15 protein-coding genes and 1 other RNA gene are annotated in these 16,962 nt (G+C 45.6%); 6 read left to right on the top strand and 10 right to left on the bottom strand.

Annotated elements, in window-relative coordinates:
• Positions 1 to 43 precede the first annotated feature (43 nt).
• Positions 44 to 1,318: a serine hydroxymethyltransferase gene (gene glyA, locus CLV82_RS11335; RefSeq protein WP_133644530.1), complete on the top strand. Its 1,275-nt coding sequence runs from the start codon at positions 44 to 46 to the stop codon at positions 1,316 to 1,318.
• A gap of 52 nt (positions 1,319 to 1,370) precedes the next feature.
• On the opposite strand, the gene CLV82_RS11330 is transcribed toward glyA, so the two are convergent.
• The 7 genes from CLV82_RS11330 to CLV82_RS11300 all read right to left on the bottom strand — a co-directional run bounded on the left by CLV82_RS11330 (position 1,371) and on the right by CLV82_RS11300 (position 7,778).
• On the bottom strand, positions 1,371 to 2,054 hold the full coding sequence (locus tag CLV82_RS11330; RefSeq protein ID WP_133644411.1) for a hypothetical protein: 684 nt from the start codon (positions 2,052 to 2,054) through the stop codon (positions 1,371 to 1,373).
• 129 nt (positions 2,055 to 2,183) lie between these two features.
• Positions 2,184 to 2,858, bottom strand: coding sequence for a helix-turn-helix domain-containing protein (locus CLV82_RS11325; protein ID WP_133644410.1), 675 nt, complete (start codon positions 2,856 to 2,858; stop codon positions 2,184 to 2,186).
• A 27-nt stretch (positions 2,859 to 2,885) separates the two neighbouring features.
• On the bottom strand, positions 2,886 to 4,955 hold the full coding sequence (locus CLV82_RS11320) for a tetratricopeptide repeat-containing sensor histidine kinase (RefSeq protein WP_133644409.1): 2,070 nt from the start codon (positions 4,953 to 4,955) through the stop codon (positions 2,886 to 2,888).
• A gap of 121 nt (positions 4,956 to 5,076) precedes the next feature.
• On the bottom strand, positions 5,077 to 5,316 hold the full coding sequence (locus tag CLV82_RS11315) for a hypothetical protein (protein WP_133644408.1): 240 nt from the start codon (positions 5,314 to 5,316) through the stop codon (positions 5,077 to 5,079).
• Between the two features lie 137 nt (positions 5,317 to 5,453).
• A complete protein-coding gene (locus CLV82_RS11310; protein ID WP_133644407.1) occupies positions 5,454 to 6,185 on the bottom strand; it encodes a LytR/AlgR family response regulator transcription factor in 732 nt (243 codons plus the stop codon).
• Positions 6,186 to 6,345: 160 nt separating this feature from the next.
• A complete protein-coding gene (locus CLV82_RS11305; RefSeq protein WP_133644406.1) occupies positions 6,346 to 6,735 on the bottom strand; it encodes an acyl-CoA thioesterase in 390 nt (129 codons plus the stop codon).
• Complete coding sequence (locus CLV82_RS11300) at positions 6,735 to 7,778, bottom strand: glutaminyl-peptide cyclotransferase (protein ID WP_133644405.1); 1,044 nt, start codon at positions 7,776 to 7,778, stop codon at positions 6,735 to 6,737. Before CLV82_RS11300 ends, CLV82_RS11305 begins: the two co-directional genes overlap by 1 nt.
• 146 nt (positions 7,779 to 7,924) lie before the next feature.
• Here CLV82_RS11300 and ffs point away from each other — a divergent pair.
• The 3 genes from ffs (at position 7,925) to fsa (ending at position 9,719) form a co-directional block, all read left to right on the top strand.
• Positions 7,925 to 8,023: signal recognition particle sRNA small type (ffs, locus tag CLV82_RS11295), an RNA gene on the top strand.
• A gap of 166 nt (positions 8,024 to 8,189) precedes the next feature.
• Positions 8,190 to 8,999 (top strand): SDR family oxidoreductase, encoded by an 810-nt coding sequence (locus CLV82_RS11290; RefSeq protein WP_133644404.1) that lies wholly within the window; start codon positions 8,190 to 8,192, stop codon positions 8,997 to 8,999.
• 66 nt (positions 9,000 to 9,065) lie between these two features.
• The gene (fsa, locus tag CLV82_RS11285) at positions 9,066 to 9,719 is read left to right on the top strand and encodes a fructose-6-phosphate aldolase (protein ID WP_133644403.1); all 654 of its coding nucleotides are present in this window, start codon (positions 9,066 to 9,068) and stop codon (positions 9,717 to 9,719) included.
• A gap of 75 nt (positions 9,720 to 9,794) precedes the next feature.
• On the opposite strand, the gene CLV82_RS11280 is transcribed toward fsa, so the two are convergent.
• On the bottom strand, positions 9,795 to 11,177 hold the full coding sequence (locus CLV82_RS11280) for a TlpA family protein disulfide reductase (RefSeq protein ID WP_133644402.1): 1,383 nt from the start codon (positions 11,175 to 11,177) through the stop codon (positions 9,795 to 9,797).
• A gap of 172 nt (positions 11,178 to 11,349) precedes the next feature.
• On the opposite strand from CLV82_RS11280, the gene CLV82_RS11275 reads away from it, so the two are divergent.
• Positions 11,350 to 12,981 (top strand): ABC-F family ATP-binding cassette domain-containing protein, encoded by a 1,632-nt coding sequence (locus CLV82_RS11275; protein ID WP_133644401.1) that lies wholly within the window; start codon positions 11,350 to 11,352, stop codon positions 12,979 to 12,981.
• A 70-nt stretch (positions 12,982 to 13,051) separates the two neighbouring features.
• On the opposite strand, the gene CLV82_RS11270 is transcribed toward CLV82_RS11275, so the two are convergent.
• Entirely contained in the window at positions 13,052 to 13,771 is a 720-nt protein-coding gene (locus tag CLV82_RS11270) for a hypothetical protein (protein ID WP_133644400.1), read from the bottom strand.
• 192 nt (positions 13,772 to 13,963) lie between these two features.
• On the opposite strand from CLV82_RS11270, the gene CLV82_RS11265 reads away from it, so the two are divergent.
• Complete coding sequence (locus CLV82_RS11265) at positions 13,964 to 14,509, top strand: fasciclin domain-containing protein (RefSeq protein ID WP_133644399.1); 546 nt, start codon at positions 13,964 to 13,966, stop codon at positions 14,507 to 14,509.
• On the opposite strand, the gene pheT is transcribed toward CLV82_RS11265, so the two are convergent.
• Positions 14,506 to 16,929, bottom strand: coding sequence for a phenylalanine--tRNA ligase subunit beta (gene pheT, locus CLV82_RS11260; protein ID WP_133644398.1), 2,424 nt, complete (start codon positions 16,927 to 16,929; stop codon positions 14,506 to 14,508). The genes CLV82_RS11265 and pheT overlap by 4 nt on opposite strands.
• Between the last annotated feature and the right edge of the window lie 33 nt (positions 16,930 to 16,962).

The raw sequence follows: 16,962 nt of genomic DNA, 5'->3' as shown, positions 1-16,962 counted from the left end.
TCAATTTGTACTTTTGCAATTCATTTAACAGTAGATTATGGCGATGCAACGTGACCAGCAGGTATTTGACCTGATAGCCGAGGAAAAGGAACGGCAGATCAACGGAATCGAATTAATAGCTAGCGAAAATTTCACCAGTGAGGCTGTAATGGAGGCAGCCGGCTCTGTTCTGACGAACAAATACGCGGAAGGATACCCCGGGAAACGCTATTACGGAGGCTGTGAGGTGGTAGACAAGGTAGAACAACTGGCCATTGATCGGGCGAAAGAGCTTTTTGGAGCAGAATATGCCAACGTACAACCCCATTCGGGTTCACAGGCCAATACGGCGGTTTTTGCGGCATGCCTGAAACCCGGGGATACCATACTTGGGTTCGATCTTTCTCACGGGGGGCACCTGACCCATGGTTCGCCGGTAAATTTCTCAGGGAAATTATATAACCCTGTATTTTACGGGGTAGATAAGGAAACCGGTCTTATCGATTACGACCAGGTCAGGGCACAGGCAGAGAAACATAAGCCAAAAATGATCATTGCAGGAGCCTCGGCGTATTCACGCGATATGAACTTTAAACTCTTCCGTGAGATCGCAGACAGCGTGGATGCCCTGTTACTGGCAGATATAGCTCACCCGGCTGGACTTATAGCCAAAGGTATCCTGAACGACCCGCTTCCACACTGCCACATTGTAACCACCACTACCCATAAAACGCTGAGGGGCCCAAGGGGAGGCCTGATCATGATGGGGAAAGATTTTGAAAACCCCTTCGGGATAAAATTAAAGAACGGAAATCTCAGGAAGATGTCCGCACTCTTAGACCTGGCCGTTTTCCCGGGTAACCAGGGAGGGCCGCTGGAGCACATCATTGCTGCCAAAGCTGTGGCCTTCGGGGAAGCCTTGACCGATGACTTCCTTCATTACATGATACAAGTGAAAAAGAATGCCGCCGCAATGGCCAAGGCCTTTGTGGAGAGGGATTATAAGATTATTTCCGGGGGCACCGACAACCATATGATGCTGATCGACCTCAGGAATAAGAACATCACGGGGAAAGATGCCGAGCAGGTACTGGTAAAGGCGGATATCACCGCGAATAAGAACATGGTTCCTTTTGATGACCAGTCACCTTTTGTCACCTCTGGTATCCGGTTTGGAACTGCTGCCATCACCACTAGAGGTCTTGTTGAAAAGGATATGGAAGTTATTGTCAAACTGATTGACAGGGTTCTGAAGGATCCTGAAGATGAAGATCAGATCGCAGCGGTGAAACAAGAAGTAAACCAGATGATGCGGGGATTACCATTGTTTAAAAGCTAAATAAGGCTGTACTGAATAGTAAGATGGGGCGGGAAGAAATTCTTGCCCTTTTTTATTGGTTCAGCATAAAGAGTTCCCCGGAGATCAGGGATCGACGTTTCAGGTCATAGATATAAGCATCCTCCTCCCTCTCGGAGTACATAGCCCAGAAACTTAAGAAATCCGGACTTTCACCGGCTGTTTTCGGAAGATAAAGGTCTTGTTCTATCTCCTCTTCGAATACGGGAATATAGATCTCGTATGGAACTTCACCTAATTGGGAAGTAATATCCAGGTAGTGGTTGCCGAGAGCTTCCAGGATCAGGTCTAAATTAGAGACTATGCTCTGGGGATAGATGCTTTTGATCACAATGGCGGTATCATTCAGGAAGATTGAAAATTCTTCCACATCTATTAACTCAGAGTTACAGGCATTCAAATCTTGCAGGGCCTGTCGGAATGGAGATTGTTTACTGTTCCTGTTTCCATCGGGAATCTTCGCCCCCCAGCATTCGAGGTCTAAATGATACAGTATATCTGATAGGTACATATTACACTGCATCCCGATCACCAGGTTAAAGTCATCGGCATCCTGTTGGTAATTGCGTACGGAAACCTTGGAAAAGTAATCCTTTTCCAGCTGTCTCTGGAACCCGAGTATCCCGTTAAGACGAGGTATCTCTTTGAACTGGAGCCCTGATTTATTTGAATTTTCGTTGGGGTACATGGGCAAGATTTCCTGATGGTTACGGATCATTCTTACTCAAAATTAATTCTATTAATTAAATAGGGATTATATAAAAACCATAGAATTATTATGGTTTTTGTATAATTCGATGAAGTGCACTCCAAAGAATAATCGCTTGATTTATAAGCGGATAGTGAATCAGATAAATCCCCTCCGACGCGATTCGGTGATCAAGGCCTGGTCATTCTGTTTATCGATTCCGAATATGGATTTAAGATGTCTTTTCCGGTTTTCGATGCTGGGCAGGGAAAGGGAAACGTATTGGGTGATATCCTTTGTCTTGGTTCCGATAGAAAGGTGGTAAAGGATTTTGCGGTCATTTTCATCCAGCGAGATATCATTTGCCATTTTTTTCCGGATGGCAGCCAGCGCTTTCTGGGTGTAATAGGGGGGCTGCTCAAGTACAGTACGCACCATGGCCTGTAAAGATTTCTGGTCGATCTCCGTTTTAACCATGTAGCCGTCCGGGTCAACGGACTGCAGTATACTGTTGATGCGGTAATTGTCACTGAATGATGACATAAATACGATCCTGGTCTTTGGGCATATCTCCCGGGCGTAAATACCGAGGTCTTCTCCCGTGCCAGAGGTTTCATCCATGGGACCGGATAATTGTATGTCTAGTAGCAGTATGTCGTAAGGGCCATATTTAACTGACTCGAGTATGCGCTGTTTGGCAGCATCAAAGTTCTTTTCGGTATCCATCCGAATTGTGTACTTCTCAAAATCGGTGTCTTCCAGGATGAATTTATATCCCAGGGTGGTCATTTCGTGATCATCTACAGCAAGTATCCTAATAGTCTTCTTCTCCATTTCTATCGGTTCTTAGTCCTATCTATCTCATGACAACTCCGAGGCAGCGGCCTTAATTTTCATTTCGTGGCTACTCAGGGGAACAAAGATATGTACTGTTGTGCCTTTCCCTGGATTGCTCTTGATCTTCCAGCTACCATTCAATTTCTTCACTCGTGATTCTATATTCCGGTGACCAATTCCTTTCTTACCCCGGCCAGTTCTGAAACCGATCCCGTTATCGGAATGTTCCAGGTGAAGTTGAGTAGCATTACCTTGCAGTTCCAGTTTAATTTCGGTAGCCTGTCCGTGTTTAATGGCGTTCTGTATGCATTCCTGCAGGCATCGGTATAAATTGATCTTAATCTCCCCGGAAAGGTCATCCCAATGTACATCTTCATCGTACTTGAGTTTATACCGGATTCCGGCGTCCTCTGAATTTTTCTTCAGCAATTCTTCCAGGGACAAAATAAAGTTATGAAATTTCTGGTAGGAAGCGTCGTTCAGCTCGTGAGAGATGGTCCTCACTTCTTCCTGCAGCTCCTGCAGCCGGGTTATTGCTTTGTCCCGCATCTCCATGGAAGCCTTATCAGTTTTGTTATTTAGAGCCAGCAACACCATCCGGATACCATTCATCTCGCCAAGGACAGCATCGTGTAATTCTTCGGATATTCTTTTTTGCTCCGATTGTTTACCTTCTTCCATTTTCTGGTTCTGGGCCAGCATCAGGTTAAAAATTTCAAGGTTAGCTTCCTGTTGCTGTCTTTCAAAGTTCAGTTTCTGGTTCCTGACTCTTTGGGAAATAATAATAAATATGGCCAGGGCAAGCAGGATGATCCCCGCGGCTATACCTATCCACAATTGTCGTTGCCTTTCGAGCAGCTGGTTCTGAGCTTTGAATTCATCCGTTTCGAACCGGATCCGGGCAAATTTGTTCCGGATAGCTCTCTCTTCCACCGCCAGGCTATCGCTCAGGTTTATATATCGCCCGGAATACACCGAGGCATTTTCGGGGTCCAGTACGGCAAGTAAACGGATACTTTCTAATAATCTCTTGTTATTATCGCTTTCCAGGGCAAACCCTTCTGCCTTCCGGATATGGTCCAGTGCCTGTTGATTGTCGTCGTTTTCGTAGAAATATGTCGCCAGGTTATAATGGCTACGGGATAATCCGCTCAGGTCAGCCAAACTGTCCTGCAAGGCGATGGCCCTGCCAAAGGTGTCCATGCCTTCGGTCGTAGCCCCTGTCCGAAGCAGGCTGTAGGCCCGGTTGGCCAGGAGCCTGGCATACTGGCTTGTATAGGGAGCTTCCATTCCTTGATCCGCCAGTACTTTATCAAAATATTCCAGCGCTTCCCTGTCTTTTCCCTGTTCCTGGTACAGCACCCCGATATTATTGAGGATACTTCTTTCCAATGCCTTATTTTCCGGAAGTTGCTGGTAATATTCCATCGCCTGGTTGTAGTAAGCGATGGCCTGGTTGTACTCTTCGAGCTCTTTGGTGATCGATCCCAGGTTATTATAGCAGTGGCCTAAATTTCGTATTTCATTAAGCGGTTTCAGGAGATCTATGGCCTGGAACGTAGAAAGCTCGCTCCCGGTATAATCTTTAACGCTGGCCTGTATTACCGCCATATTATACAATACCCTGGCCTCGTTCAGGGGTTTGTTCATGAGACTATACAATTCTTTAGCCTTATAAAAATGGTAGTAGGCCGAATCCGGTACAGATTTGATATTGAAGAAAACGGCCAGGTCCCAGTGCAAACCGGCCAGGGAGGCGGAATCTTTAATCTGCCGGGCCATCTTCATTGCATCGGCATTGGTCTTGCGGAACCAAAGTGAATCGTTCAGGTCAAGGAAGGCCAGGGATAAGCGAGACATCGATTGGTTAGCCAGGGAATCAACATCTAATAAGCTGTTAGCCTCGTAAGCTTTTAACAGGTATTCTTTCCTGGTTACAGGCGATAATTCATCGTTTCTGCCCTGGACAATCCAGGTAGTAATGCTGTCCTTAGCGGGAGGGGCTGTTACGTGTTTATTTGTGTTTTGGTTACATCCGGCCATTGTGCAGAGCATTCCCAGGAGTAACCAAAATAATTTATACCTGCAATTCATCAGGGGTTGTTTGTTCTGCTGTAAATATACTCCAAAAAAAAAGCCTTAAACAATCCGTCTAAGGCCATTCTGTATTACCTGGTATAGTACCAGTATTTTATACTAAGGTGCAGGTGTAGGCTTAATTCCCGCCCGTGATATCATCGTCTGTTCTTCTGTCAATGATCACGATATCTCCATCTGTTCCTTCCTCATCATCATCATCCGGATCATCTCTCCTGATTATCGGAACAATATCCCCGTCAGTAGCTTTCACGCTTTCATATAGTGCAGAGGTTTCGTCCATGTTACTGTCTGCAGTACAGGAAAAGAATTCCAGGGTTAATAATACCATTGCCAAAATGCTGAATACCTGTTTCATCGTATTTGTTTTTTAAATTGGTTACTTCTTGATTTTTCTAAACTACTGCCTCACCCGGAAAGACTGAAGTTTTCAGGCTTTCATTTAGTGTACGCACTGTTTTCGTGAGAATTACTCTCATTTCTGAGAGAATTCTGTCAATTGAGGGTGGTGATCGAATTTTTGGAGAGGACCTTCTTCAGGCTATCGATATTTTCCCGATAGGTTTTTGAAAAAGGCAATTGCATTTTACTTGTTTTCAGTGTGCAAAGACCTTTGCCATAGTTAATGCGCGAGACAAAATTCATGTTAAGGATATAGCTCTGGTGTACCCGGATAAAATTCTTCGGTAATTGGCTTTCAAAAGTTTTCAGGGTCTTAAAAGCGCTGATCGTACTACCGTCTTTCATGAAAAAGTCGGTCGAATTATTATCTGCTTTCAGGTATAATATTTCATCTGTATCCAGGTAGTGGAAATCCTTGTAGGATTTTAAGCAGAGGGTGGTACCGGTATGCTCTTTGGGTAACTGTTTTTTAAGCCGTAACAGGGTCTTGCGCATATCAAATTCATTGAACGGCAAAAGCCAGTAATCAAAGAAATCATTCTTGATAGCGTCATATGCGTGTTCTTTCCCACTGGAGATACCGATCAATACCGGGAACTCGGTGATGTACAGGTGCAGTTCTTTTACCATCTGGAAATACAGGGAAGCCCCGTGATCCAAATTCAGGAAAACTATATCCGGGTGATGTTTAAGGATAGTGTTCAAGCCGTCTTCGTGATCTGTGGCCTGGGCGACACATTGGAAATCGCCGTAATCCTCCAGGTAGTGCTGCAATTGCAGGCTGGAAGTCGCGTCCTGATCAATTATGGTATAGGTATAATCCATGCCCAAGATAACTAGGTTAAAATTAGTCATGTTATTTCATTGGGGGTTATATAAAAACCATAGAATTTCTATGGTTTATATACCTAAAGTACTGATAATGACCTTTATCTCGGAATTTACTCGATGAATGGTGCGTTAAATATTCTACAGGAAAGCGGGTTCAGAGGAATAAATTCTGCACATCAATGCCAATCCTCGCAGGTTTCAGGCTTGCCGGGTCGAGCATGCACCATTTGGTAAGCGATTCCACCAACAATTCGTTATCTTCTTCCAGGTACATTTCCACGACCCTTTCAGAGATGGCGCCCCGTGCAGATTTTATATAGGTTTCCATCCGGATACGGTCGCCCAGTTTTGCGGCGCTCTTATATGTAATATTGTGGTTAACCACCACCCAGATAATGCGGTCGAGCAGGGCAGGGGGGGCTACTGAAAGCCAGTGGTTCTTGGAAATATCCTGTATCCATTGTACATAACGTACATTATTTACGTGCTGCAAATCGTCAAGATCGTCCTCTGTTACGGTATGGCTCTGAGTGAATCGCTGCATTATTCCCTTGGTTTAATCCTGACTTCGAAGATCTTGTCCCAGTATTTACCGGTGACAAACAATGTCTTCCTCCCGGGATGGTAAGCTACCCCATTAAGAACATCCAGTTGCGGGTGTTTACCTACTTTTTCCTCGAGCCCTCCAAAATTGATGACTCCTTCTATAGCCCCGGATACCGGATCGATGATCATCATACTCTCTTTTTGCCATACGTTGGCGTAGATCTTACCCTCTGCATATTCCAACTCGTTGGCCTTATTAAAGACTGACTTATTGGTAACGATCTGTATATAATCCTCTTCAGCCAGGGTTGCCGGATCCAGGATCCAGATCTTTTCTGTCCCATCACTCTTGTAGATTTTTTCCCCATCATTGCAAAGACCCCAGCCCTCCTTGCTTTTGCCATATTTAAAACTCCCTGTTTTTTCAAATTTATTTAGGTCGTAGGTGAAACCTATCCCACTCTGCCAGGTCAGCTGGTAGATGGTATTATCCAGTATGGTGATACCTTCCCCGAAATAGGCGTTGTCCAGGTTGATCTGCTCCAGGATCTCCCCGGTGGTATAATTGACTTTCATTAAAGCGGATTTCCCCTTTTTTCCCGTCCCTTCATAAAGCGTATCGTTATGAAATTCCAGCCCCTGGGTAAATGAACTCTTCTTGTGGGGATAAGTATTCACTATTTCATAGGTGTAGATCTCCGGGGCATCTTTGGCCAGGACCAGGATATCTTTGTTTATTTCTGCTTCTCCACCTTCAAAGGTGATCTTGGCTTGCAGGGTCCTGTTTCCCAGTTTTTCAATATCCAGCCTTATCCTGTTATCTTCCAGGGGGAGCTTTCTGCCATCCATGGAATATTCTATGTCCCGGATCTCTTTATCTTTCTTATTCGCTACCCGTACCTGTATCTCATCCTGCAGATGATATACTCCTTTCTCCTCCTCGATTTCAATTTCGAAAAGGGAAGATGGCTTATCGTTTCCTCCGCAGGCGAGGAATAATAATAAAAAGCTGCTGCAGCTGATCAGTTTTAAAAAACTCATGAGTTTCTGGTTTATAGGCAATTGCGGTATTATGCAATGGCGGGCCCCGTGATCAAGGCAATATTAACATTTTAAGAACACCACGCAAAGATAAAATAAGAGGGGAATTTGATTGCCTCAAATATAAAAGATTGTATCTTTGCACGAGGCAAGTCCTACACGACCAGCTCCTGCAGAATCCCCCAGGGCGGGAACGCAGCAAGGGTATGTGGTCGTAGCGGTGCGATGTAGGTAGCTTGCCTTTTTTTTATGCCCAAAAGTCAGATCTGCAGGGCATTTCCTTTTATTTCCAGCGACCCGAAAAGGGCGTTCATTTCTTCCACAGCCGGTAACTTTCAGCCAAACCCCAATTTGTTTTTATTTAGACTGGCCACTTGTCACCCGGGGTATTAATTTGTTAATTTGCAGGCTATGAAAAACAAGGTTGTCTTGATTACAGGCGGGAGCTCGGGGATCGGCCTGGCCATTGGAACATTTCTTTCCCAGAAAGGCTATACCGTATACGGAACCAGCAGGAACCCTGAAAAGAACAAAGATTTTTCGGCTTTTAAACTACTGGAACTCGACGTTTGTGACCGGCAGTCTATAGTGTCGGCCACTGCGCAGCTGCAACAGTTGGAAGGGAGAATAGATATCCTGATCAACAACGCCGGGGTAGGAATTACAGGTCCCATAGAAGAAACTCCGGAGGAGGAGGTGCAGAAGGCGTTTGATACTAACCTGCACGGCCCGCTGGCAATGATACAGGCGGTGCTGCCCATTATGCGACAGCAGGGAAGCGGACTGATCATCAATATCACTTCTATAGCCGGTTATATGGGGTTACCGTACCGGGCTTATTACTCCGCAAGCAAAGGAGCTCTGGAATTGATGACGGAAGCCTTACGGATGGAATTAAAAGATTTCAATATTCAGTGCACCTCGGTGGCTCCGGGAGATTTTGCTACCAACATTGCTGCAGGTCGTTACCACGCACCTGTATCGGAACAGTCACCATACCGCGATGCCTATTCCAACACGCTCAGGCTCATGGACCAGCATGTGGATGCGGGGCAGGATCCGGTCCGGGTAGCGGAAAAGGTATACCGGGTCATACAGACCAAACGGCCAAAAGTACATTACAGGGTGGGCAGCCCCTTGCAGAAATTCTCCCTGGTATTAAAGAGTATCCTTCCGGATAAACTGTACGAGAGGTTATTGATCAATCATTATAAATTGTAGCTAAGTATCCCTATCTTAGGGGACTTATATTCCATAGAGGAACAGAATTGAACAAAATACACAATTATGAAATTTTTTATAGACACAGCTAATCTCGACCAGATCAGGGAAGCCCAGGAATTAGGGGTTCTTGACGGGGTCACCACCAATCCTTCACTGATGGCCAAAGAGGGCATCACGGGAAAAGACAATATTCTTAAGCACTACGTTACTATTTGTAATATCGTTGATGGGGATGTTTCTGCCGAAGTGATCTCGACCGAGTTTGACCAGATCGTTAAAGAAGGAGAAGAACTGGCAGAATTACACGAGCAGATCGTGGTGAAAGTTCCGATGATCAAAGACGGTGTCAAGGCGCTGAAATATTTTTCAGATAAAGGGATCAGGACCAACTGTACCCTGGTGTTTTCCGCAGGGCAGGCTTTACTTGCCGCTAAAGCAGGGGCTACTTATGTTTCTCCTTTCCTGGGCAGACTGGATGATATTTCTACAGACGGACTCAACCTGATCTCGGAAATCCGGCTGATCTACGATAATTACGGCTTTGAAACTGAGATCCTGGCGGCATCGATCCGCCATACCATGCATGTGATCGACTGTGCCAAGCTGGGAGCCGATGTTATGACTGGCCCGCTTTCTTCCATTACAGGTCTTCTCAACCATCCGCTGACGGATATTGGGTTGAAAAAATTCCTGGAAGATTACAAGAAGGGAAACTAAGAATCGGTATTAAGAAGTAACAGCCCGGGAATTTTCCCGGGCTTTTTTTGTTATGGCCCTGACGCTTTCCCGGTCTTAAAATGAAGTGTACAGGTTGGCGAAGGCATCTACGATCAGGCTGTCTTTTGCAATAATAACCTTGTTCATAGGATAGATCACCAGGGTGTTGGTCAGCTCTTCAAAATTCCGTGAACGGTACTGGTTTTCCGGATCCAGGCCTTTGCTGGCTACAAGGTTCTGCCAGGTGTCATCTTCCGTATTGAAATTAAGACCGATAAAATGATAGTCGGGATATTTCTTTTCTAGTTCCCTTATCCGGCTTACCATATTATCAAAGTGCCCCTTCTGGTTCGCAGACCAGAAATAGAATACCACGTCCTTACCTCGGGCAATATCCTTTAACTCGACCATATTACCGCTGTGGTCTGCAACCCGGATGGCAGGCAGCTCTTTATTTGGCTGAATGTTCCTTATGCCTTCGTAAAGGTTATTGATCTCCTTGATATGCTTATTATTCCCCGACAGCTGGTGGAACTTCTCTATGAACTGTTGATTGTTCTCTTCGTTGTCCTGTACTTTGAGCAGGTAATCAATGGCTACATAGCGAAATACGTTGTCTCTGAGGTCTTTCTGCGTAATGAGACTATCGATCAGGCCAAGTTTGTGAGCGTTAAAATGTAAATAACTCTTGATAGCCGGGTTCGCCATATCGCAGTTCTTGACACACTGCATATACGTACGGTTAGAAAGGTGGTAATTGATGTATTTGTAATAAGGCCGGAAATAGGTCAGCTCCTCGTTGTTCAGGTCAAGGTCATCCCTGTAATCATAAAAATCCTCAGGCAGATCGGGAACCTGGCTCATGCCCTGTCTTTTCTTGTGGAAGAAGGGGTAAAGCTCTTTGTAGATATAGTAATCGAAATCGATACTGGCCTGTGCGATCTCCCTGGTCTTATCTGTGAATTCATGCTCTTGCATTAAACGCTGCAGGTACTCTAATTTTACACTGCGAAGAGAATCTATCTCGCGGCTGAATTCATCCGGAGACAAGGAATACAGGGTATTGATATACTCTTCTTCATCCTCGTGCGCTAGGAACATTTCTATAAGAAAATTATTGATCTTTTCGCCCGTTCCGGAGAATACGAGCGACTCATCGAAGTCGGTGGTATTTAATCGCAGCGCCAGGCTGTCACCTTCCTGCAGGTATACATACTGGTATTCCGGGTTGTGTTTAAAATTGTGAAGTCCTTCGCTGATAGAATCCAACCTGAAGCTGAAACGGTTGTTCTCATCGAGCCTGGCAGAATCTATTTCAATATCGTTCTTAAAAAGATAAACGTAATCCCCTGTGGGATTTACGATCTCACCAGTGAATACGACTGAAGGGGATTGACGGTGGTCATCCCTGCACGAAAAACTCAATAAAATAAAGAGACAAAATAGAATTTTGTTCATATATACATTTCTGCCAAACTCAAACAAATCTAATAAAACCGCTAGGTCAAGGCTGTTAATACGCCGTTAAAATAAAGAACGGTCTCTTTCCCTGGAAATTAAATGCGCTCCCGGTTTCTTGCTGAAGCAGGTTTATTTTGACTATTTTTGCAAAAATTTTAAAAGCAGCAATATGTTATCGGTCTCTAATCTATCTGTTCAATTTGGCAAAAGGGTCCTTTTTGACGAGGTCTCTGTGACCTTCGCCCAGGGCAACTGCTATGGGGTTATAGGCGCCAATGGTGCGGGTAAATCTACCTTTCTCAAGATATTAAGTGGCAAGCAGGACCCCACTTCAGGACATGTACACCTGGAACCCGGAAAACGTATGTCTGTTCTTGAGCAGGACCACAATGCTTACGATGATAATACTGTTCTGGAAACCGTGGTCATGGGCAACAAGCCCCTGTACAAGATCAAGAACGAGATCGACAAGCTTTACGCTGATTACAGTGATGAGAATGCAGACAGGATTGGTGAACTGCAGGTGGCTTTCGAGGAGATGAACGGATGGAATGCAGACAGCGATGCGGCGGCTTTATTGTCTCACCTGGGGATTCCCGCAGGGATGCACGACACCAAGATGTCTGATATGGATTCCAAGTTAAAGGTACGTGTGCTGCTGGCACAGGCACTCTTTGGAAGCCCGGACGTACTGGTCATGGATGAGCCGACCAACGACCTGGATTATGAAACCATCAGCTGGTTAGAGAACTTCCTCGCGGATTACGAGAATACAGTGATCGTGGTATCGCATGACAGGCACTTCCTGGATGCTGTATGTACCCATATAGCAGATATCGATTTTGGGAAGATCAATCTCTATTCCGGAAATTACTCTTTCTGGTATGAGAGCAGTCAGCTGGCCTTGAGACAGCGGGCCCAGCAAAATAAGAAAGCTGAAGAGAAGGCAAAGGAACTCCAGATGTTCATCCAGCGTTTCAGCGCTAATGTCGCCAAGAGTAAACAGGCGACCTCGCGAAAAAAGATGCTGGAGAAGCTGAAAGTGGAGGATATAAAACCTTCGAGCAGGAGATACCCGGCCATTATTTTTGATCGTGAGCGGGAGGCCGGAGACCAGATCCTGAATGTTGAGAAATTACAGGCTACCAGTGAGGACGGAGACCTGCTGTTCCAGAACGTCAGTTTTAACCTGGCAAAAGGTGATAAGGTCGTGGTACTGTCCAGGGATTCAAGGGCTACTACTGCTTTTTACGAGATCGTGAATGGCAAACAAAAAGCTGATAAGGGAGAGTTTCAATGGGGGGTTACCACCAACCAGAGTTACCTGCCGGCAGACAACTCGGCTTACTTCGAGGAAAATATCAACCTGGTAGACTGGTTGAGACAATACGCAAAAACCGAGGAAGAAAGAGAAGAGGTGTATTTGAGAGGTTTCCTCGGGAAAATGTTGTTCAGTGGAGAGGAAGCCCTGAAGAAATGTACCGTGCTCTCCGGAGGTGAGAAAGTGCGTTGTATGCTGAGCCGGATGATGCTGATGCGGGCAAACGTACTTATGCTTGACGAACCGACAAACCACCTGGACCTGGAGAGTATTACCGCTTTCAATAATTCCCTGAAAACCTTTAAGGGAACGGTGCTGCTAACCACCCATGACCATGAATTTGCCCAGACCGTGGCAAACCGGGTGATCGAACTTACTCCTAAAGGAGTGATCGATCGTTACCTGAGTTTTGATGACTATATGTCTGATGCCTCGATCCGGGAACAACGGGATAAGATGTACGCCGTTCCTGTAGGGTAAACCGGAGTATTGATGATATAAGAAAGGGATGATTTAATGTCATCCCTTTTTTTATGTATCCTGTTTGTTTCTAGGCATTGAAGTATTTACTGTTCCAGATCGCAGGGTTAAAATTTTTGCCCAAAGCAAAACCGTAAAAAATCACTACTGCCGCAATGGACTTGAACATGAAGAAGAAGATGATCCAGAATTCTGCGGCGGTCCCTGATTTGGAAAAGAGGCCTGATGGGACCATAAGGGTAGCCAACATGCTGACCAACACTACAATTGCAGCCAGGTTGATCACGTTTTTAAACGGCCATACAAGCATTTTGCGAAGCGGGTGAAGGTCATTACCCCAGGTATGTATCAGGTAGTAGTATCCATTACCGATGGGGGCAAATAAAAGGGGATCATCCTTGTCTTCCAACTTGAATAACCTGGAAGGTGCCATCAATTTAAAGCCCTTGATCTCTATCCCATGGTCTTTTTCCAGGGCCTTGATCTTTGAGATGCCTTCCCTGGGCACCTCTCCTTTAAAATACCTGATGTCCAGGAAGCGCAGCCGGTAATTGATACAGGTTTTTCTGATCTGGTCCAGGTGGTAGATTTTCGAGGTGTCCAACAGTTCAAAATCAAAAGCATTTCCCCCGGGATTTTTACCTCCTTTCAGGTTTTCCGAGATACGCTGTTCCTGTGCCTCATCTTTCCTGAGGATCTCGTAAACTTCTTCAAGTAATCGGGTTTCGTCAACCGAAGCTGTCCTGGCACCGGATAAGCGCGACTCGATATTAGTTCTCTTCAACTTCATTCTTTTTCATTTTTTAGCAATTACCTCAAAATTAAGCAAATGAAGGTTCGATTCCAATAAAGGCCAAATAGCCTAAATTGTTAATTTTTTGTTAAAACAATTTTGAAGGATGCCCGGCATTGTATTCAATTCCCTCAGAATTGTATATTGTCGATGAAATCGCACCTTTGGTCGATAAAACACCACGCCCCGATGAACACTATGAAAGCCATGCTGGCAGGCTCTGCCTTGCTCTGTACCCTGCTGACCAGCGCCCAATATGACCCTTCTACCTATGGGGAAATCGGCCCGGCTTATTCTATAGTGGAAACCACCGTGGAATCTGATAAACATAAGACTTTAATGGCGGCTGTCATGGCTGCAGGCTTGGCGGACCGCTTACATAGCGGGGGGCCTTATACCGTATTCGCCCCTTCTGATGAGGCGTTTGAAACGCTTACCGAGGATCGCCTTAAAACGCTGCTTCGCCCTGAAAACAAGAAAGAATTAAAAGCCCTGTTAACTTACCACATGATCGCTGGGAAAATTACGGCTTCGGATATACTGAAAGCGATGTGCAGGGGAGAGGGAAGTGCTTCTTTTACCACCTTACAGGGCAATAAACTAAGGGCTACCATGGACGGGATAGATATTGTACTGACCGATTGTCTCGGTAACTCTGCACGGATCACGAATGCTGATTCCGACCAGTGTAACGGGGTTATTCACGTCATAGACCGGGTGATCGCCCCGCGTTAACGCAGTTCTGCTCCAAGTTCCGTCTCGAACCTGGACTGTAACTTCTGCATGATCTTATCAATCTGTTTATCCGTCAAAGTCTTCTTTTCGTCCTGCAGGGTAAAGCTCACCGCGTACGATTTTTTGCCGTCCGGCAGGTTTTTACCGGTATAGACGTCAAAAAGGTTAACCTGCTTCAGTAATTTCTTTTCCGTGTTATAAGCCAGTTCGTATACTTGCTTAAAGCTCACCTCATCATTGAGTAAAAGTGCAAAATCGCGCTTAACCTCTGGGTATTTAGATACTTCCTGATACACCACCTTGTTCTTCGATGCAAGTTTGATAATGGCTTCCCAGTTCAGGTCGGCATAGAGCACCTCGTTTTTAATATCAAAGGCTTTTGTGATATTCTTTGATACTAATCCCAGCCTGGCAATTGTGGCTTTCCTGGTGTCCAGGGAAAGTCCCTCAGAAAATATCTCATCTTCTACCGGGACGGCTTTATAATCATTTACCCCGAGTCGTTGTAAAACGTGCTCTACAACAGCCTTAAGGAAGAAGAAATCGGATTTCTTTTTTTCAGAGATCCAGCTGTCTTCGCTACGGTTTCCCGTGACCCAAAGGCATAAGTGTTGTTGTTCGTTATATTCTGAACCATCCTTCTGGTAGGTAGCCCCGAACTCAAATAATTTGAGGTTGGGTTTCTGGCGGTTGATATTGTGCGAAATAGATTCGAGCCCAGAAAAAAGCATCGACCTGCGAAGCGCTGACAATTCAGTGCTCAGGGGATTCAGGATGGCCACGGTGCGCCCGTCATCTTCCTGGAGTAGTTCCTGGTATTTAGGATTTGTAAGGCTGTTGGAAAGGGTTTCGAAGAATCCTTTGGAAGCCAGCAGGTCGCCGGCGATATTCTGGAGCCGGTAATCCTCGAATTTTCCACTGGGTGCCACAGAAGCATTCAGCTTGGAGTCGAACTGTATATTGTTGTAACCGTATACCCTGAGGATCTCTTCAATAACATCTACTTCCCGTTCCACGTCTATCCGGTAAAATGGGATCAGCAGTCCCAGTCCGGATTCGGTGACACTCTTTACCTGAATATCCAGCGATGCCAGTATAGATTTGATGGTATCTTTCGGAATTTCCTGCCCGATCAGATTATTGATCTTTTCAAAAGTTAAGAATACCTGCCGGTCTTCTTTTTTCTTGGGATACAGGTCTACGATCTCGGAACTGATCTCACCACCGGCCAGTTCCCTGATCAGCAGTGCTGCCCTCATCAGGCAGTATTCTACATTGTTGATGTCTATTCCCCTTTCAAACCTGAAGGAAGCATCGGTATTCAGGCCGTGCCTTTTTGCAGTTTTCCTAACAGCAACGGGATTAAAATAAGCACTTTCCAGGAATATGGACCTGGTATTTTCTGTCACCCCGGTATTGATCCCTCCGAAAACCCCGGCAATACACATGGGCTTTTCCGCATCACAGATCATCAGGTCATCTCCGTGAAGGGTACGTTCTTCTCCATCAAGGGTCACAAATTTAGTACCTTCCTTGACCGTACGGACCCGGATCTTTTTTCCGTGGATGCGATCGGCATCAAAAGCGTGCAGCGGTTGTCCCAATTCGTGCAAGACGTAATTGGTGGCATCCACTACATTGTTGATAGGTTTTACCCCTATAGCCCGTAACCTGTTCTGTAGCCAGTCCGGGGATGGCTGCACGATCAGGTTGCTCATACTCACCCCACAATAACGGGGCGCAAGTTGCGCATCCTCTACTTCTACCTCGAACTTCAGGGAACGGTTATCTATATGGAAATTACTGACACTCGGTGTATTCAGTGGAATCTGTATCTCTTTTTGCAGTAGTCCTGCTTTCAGGTCCCTGGCCACCCCGTAATGGCTCATTGCATCCGCCCGGTTCGGAGTAAGACCGATCTCGAAAACCTCGTCTTTTTCTATACTGAAGATCTCTGAGCAGGGGGTGCCTGGTTTCAGACTGTCGTCCAGGACCATAATACCGTCATGACTTTCTCCAAGTCCAAGCTCGTCCTCGGCGCAGATCATACCCTGGCTTTCTTCCCCACGGATCTTTCCTTTTTTAATGGTCCATGGCTCTCCCTCGGCATCGTAAAGCGTAGTTCCTATAGTAGCCACAGGTACTTTTTGTCCTTTGGCGACATTTGGTGCACCACAGACGATCTGCAGTATGGTATCATCTCCTACATCTACTTTGGTAAGCTGCAATTTATCTGCGTTCGGGTGCTTTTCGCATTCAAGTACATGACCCACAACGATACCTTCGAGCCCTCCTTTGACCGATTCAAATGCCGTTACCCCTTCTACCTCCAGCCCGAGGTCGGTTAAAAGTTCTGCAGTTTTATGGGATTCCCAGTTGATCTGGAGGAATTGTTTAAGCCAGTTATAGGAGATGTTCATCGTTGAAATTTAAACGCCCAAAGATAAGATAAT

It is taken from the genome of Zeaxanthinibacter enoshimensis, from assembly GCF_004362865.1.
GTDB lineage: Bacteria > Bacteroidota > Bacteroidia > Flavobacteriales > Flavobacteriaceae > Zeaxanthinibacter > Zeaxanthinibacter enoshimensis.
Note: the sequence above shows the minus strand (reverse complement) of the source record. Positions and strands in the feature narration are given on the sequence as shown.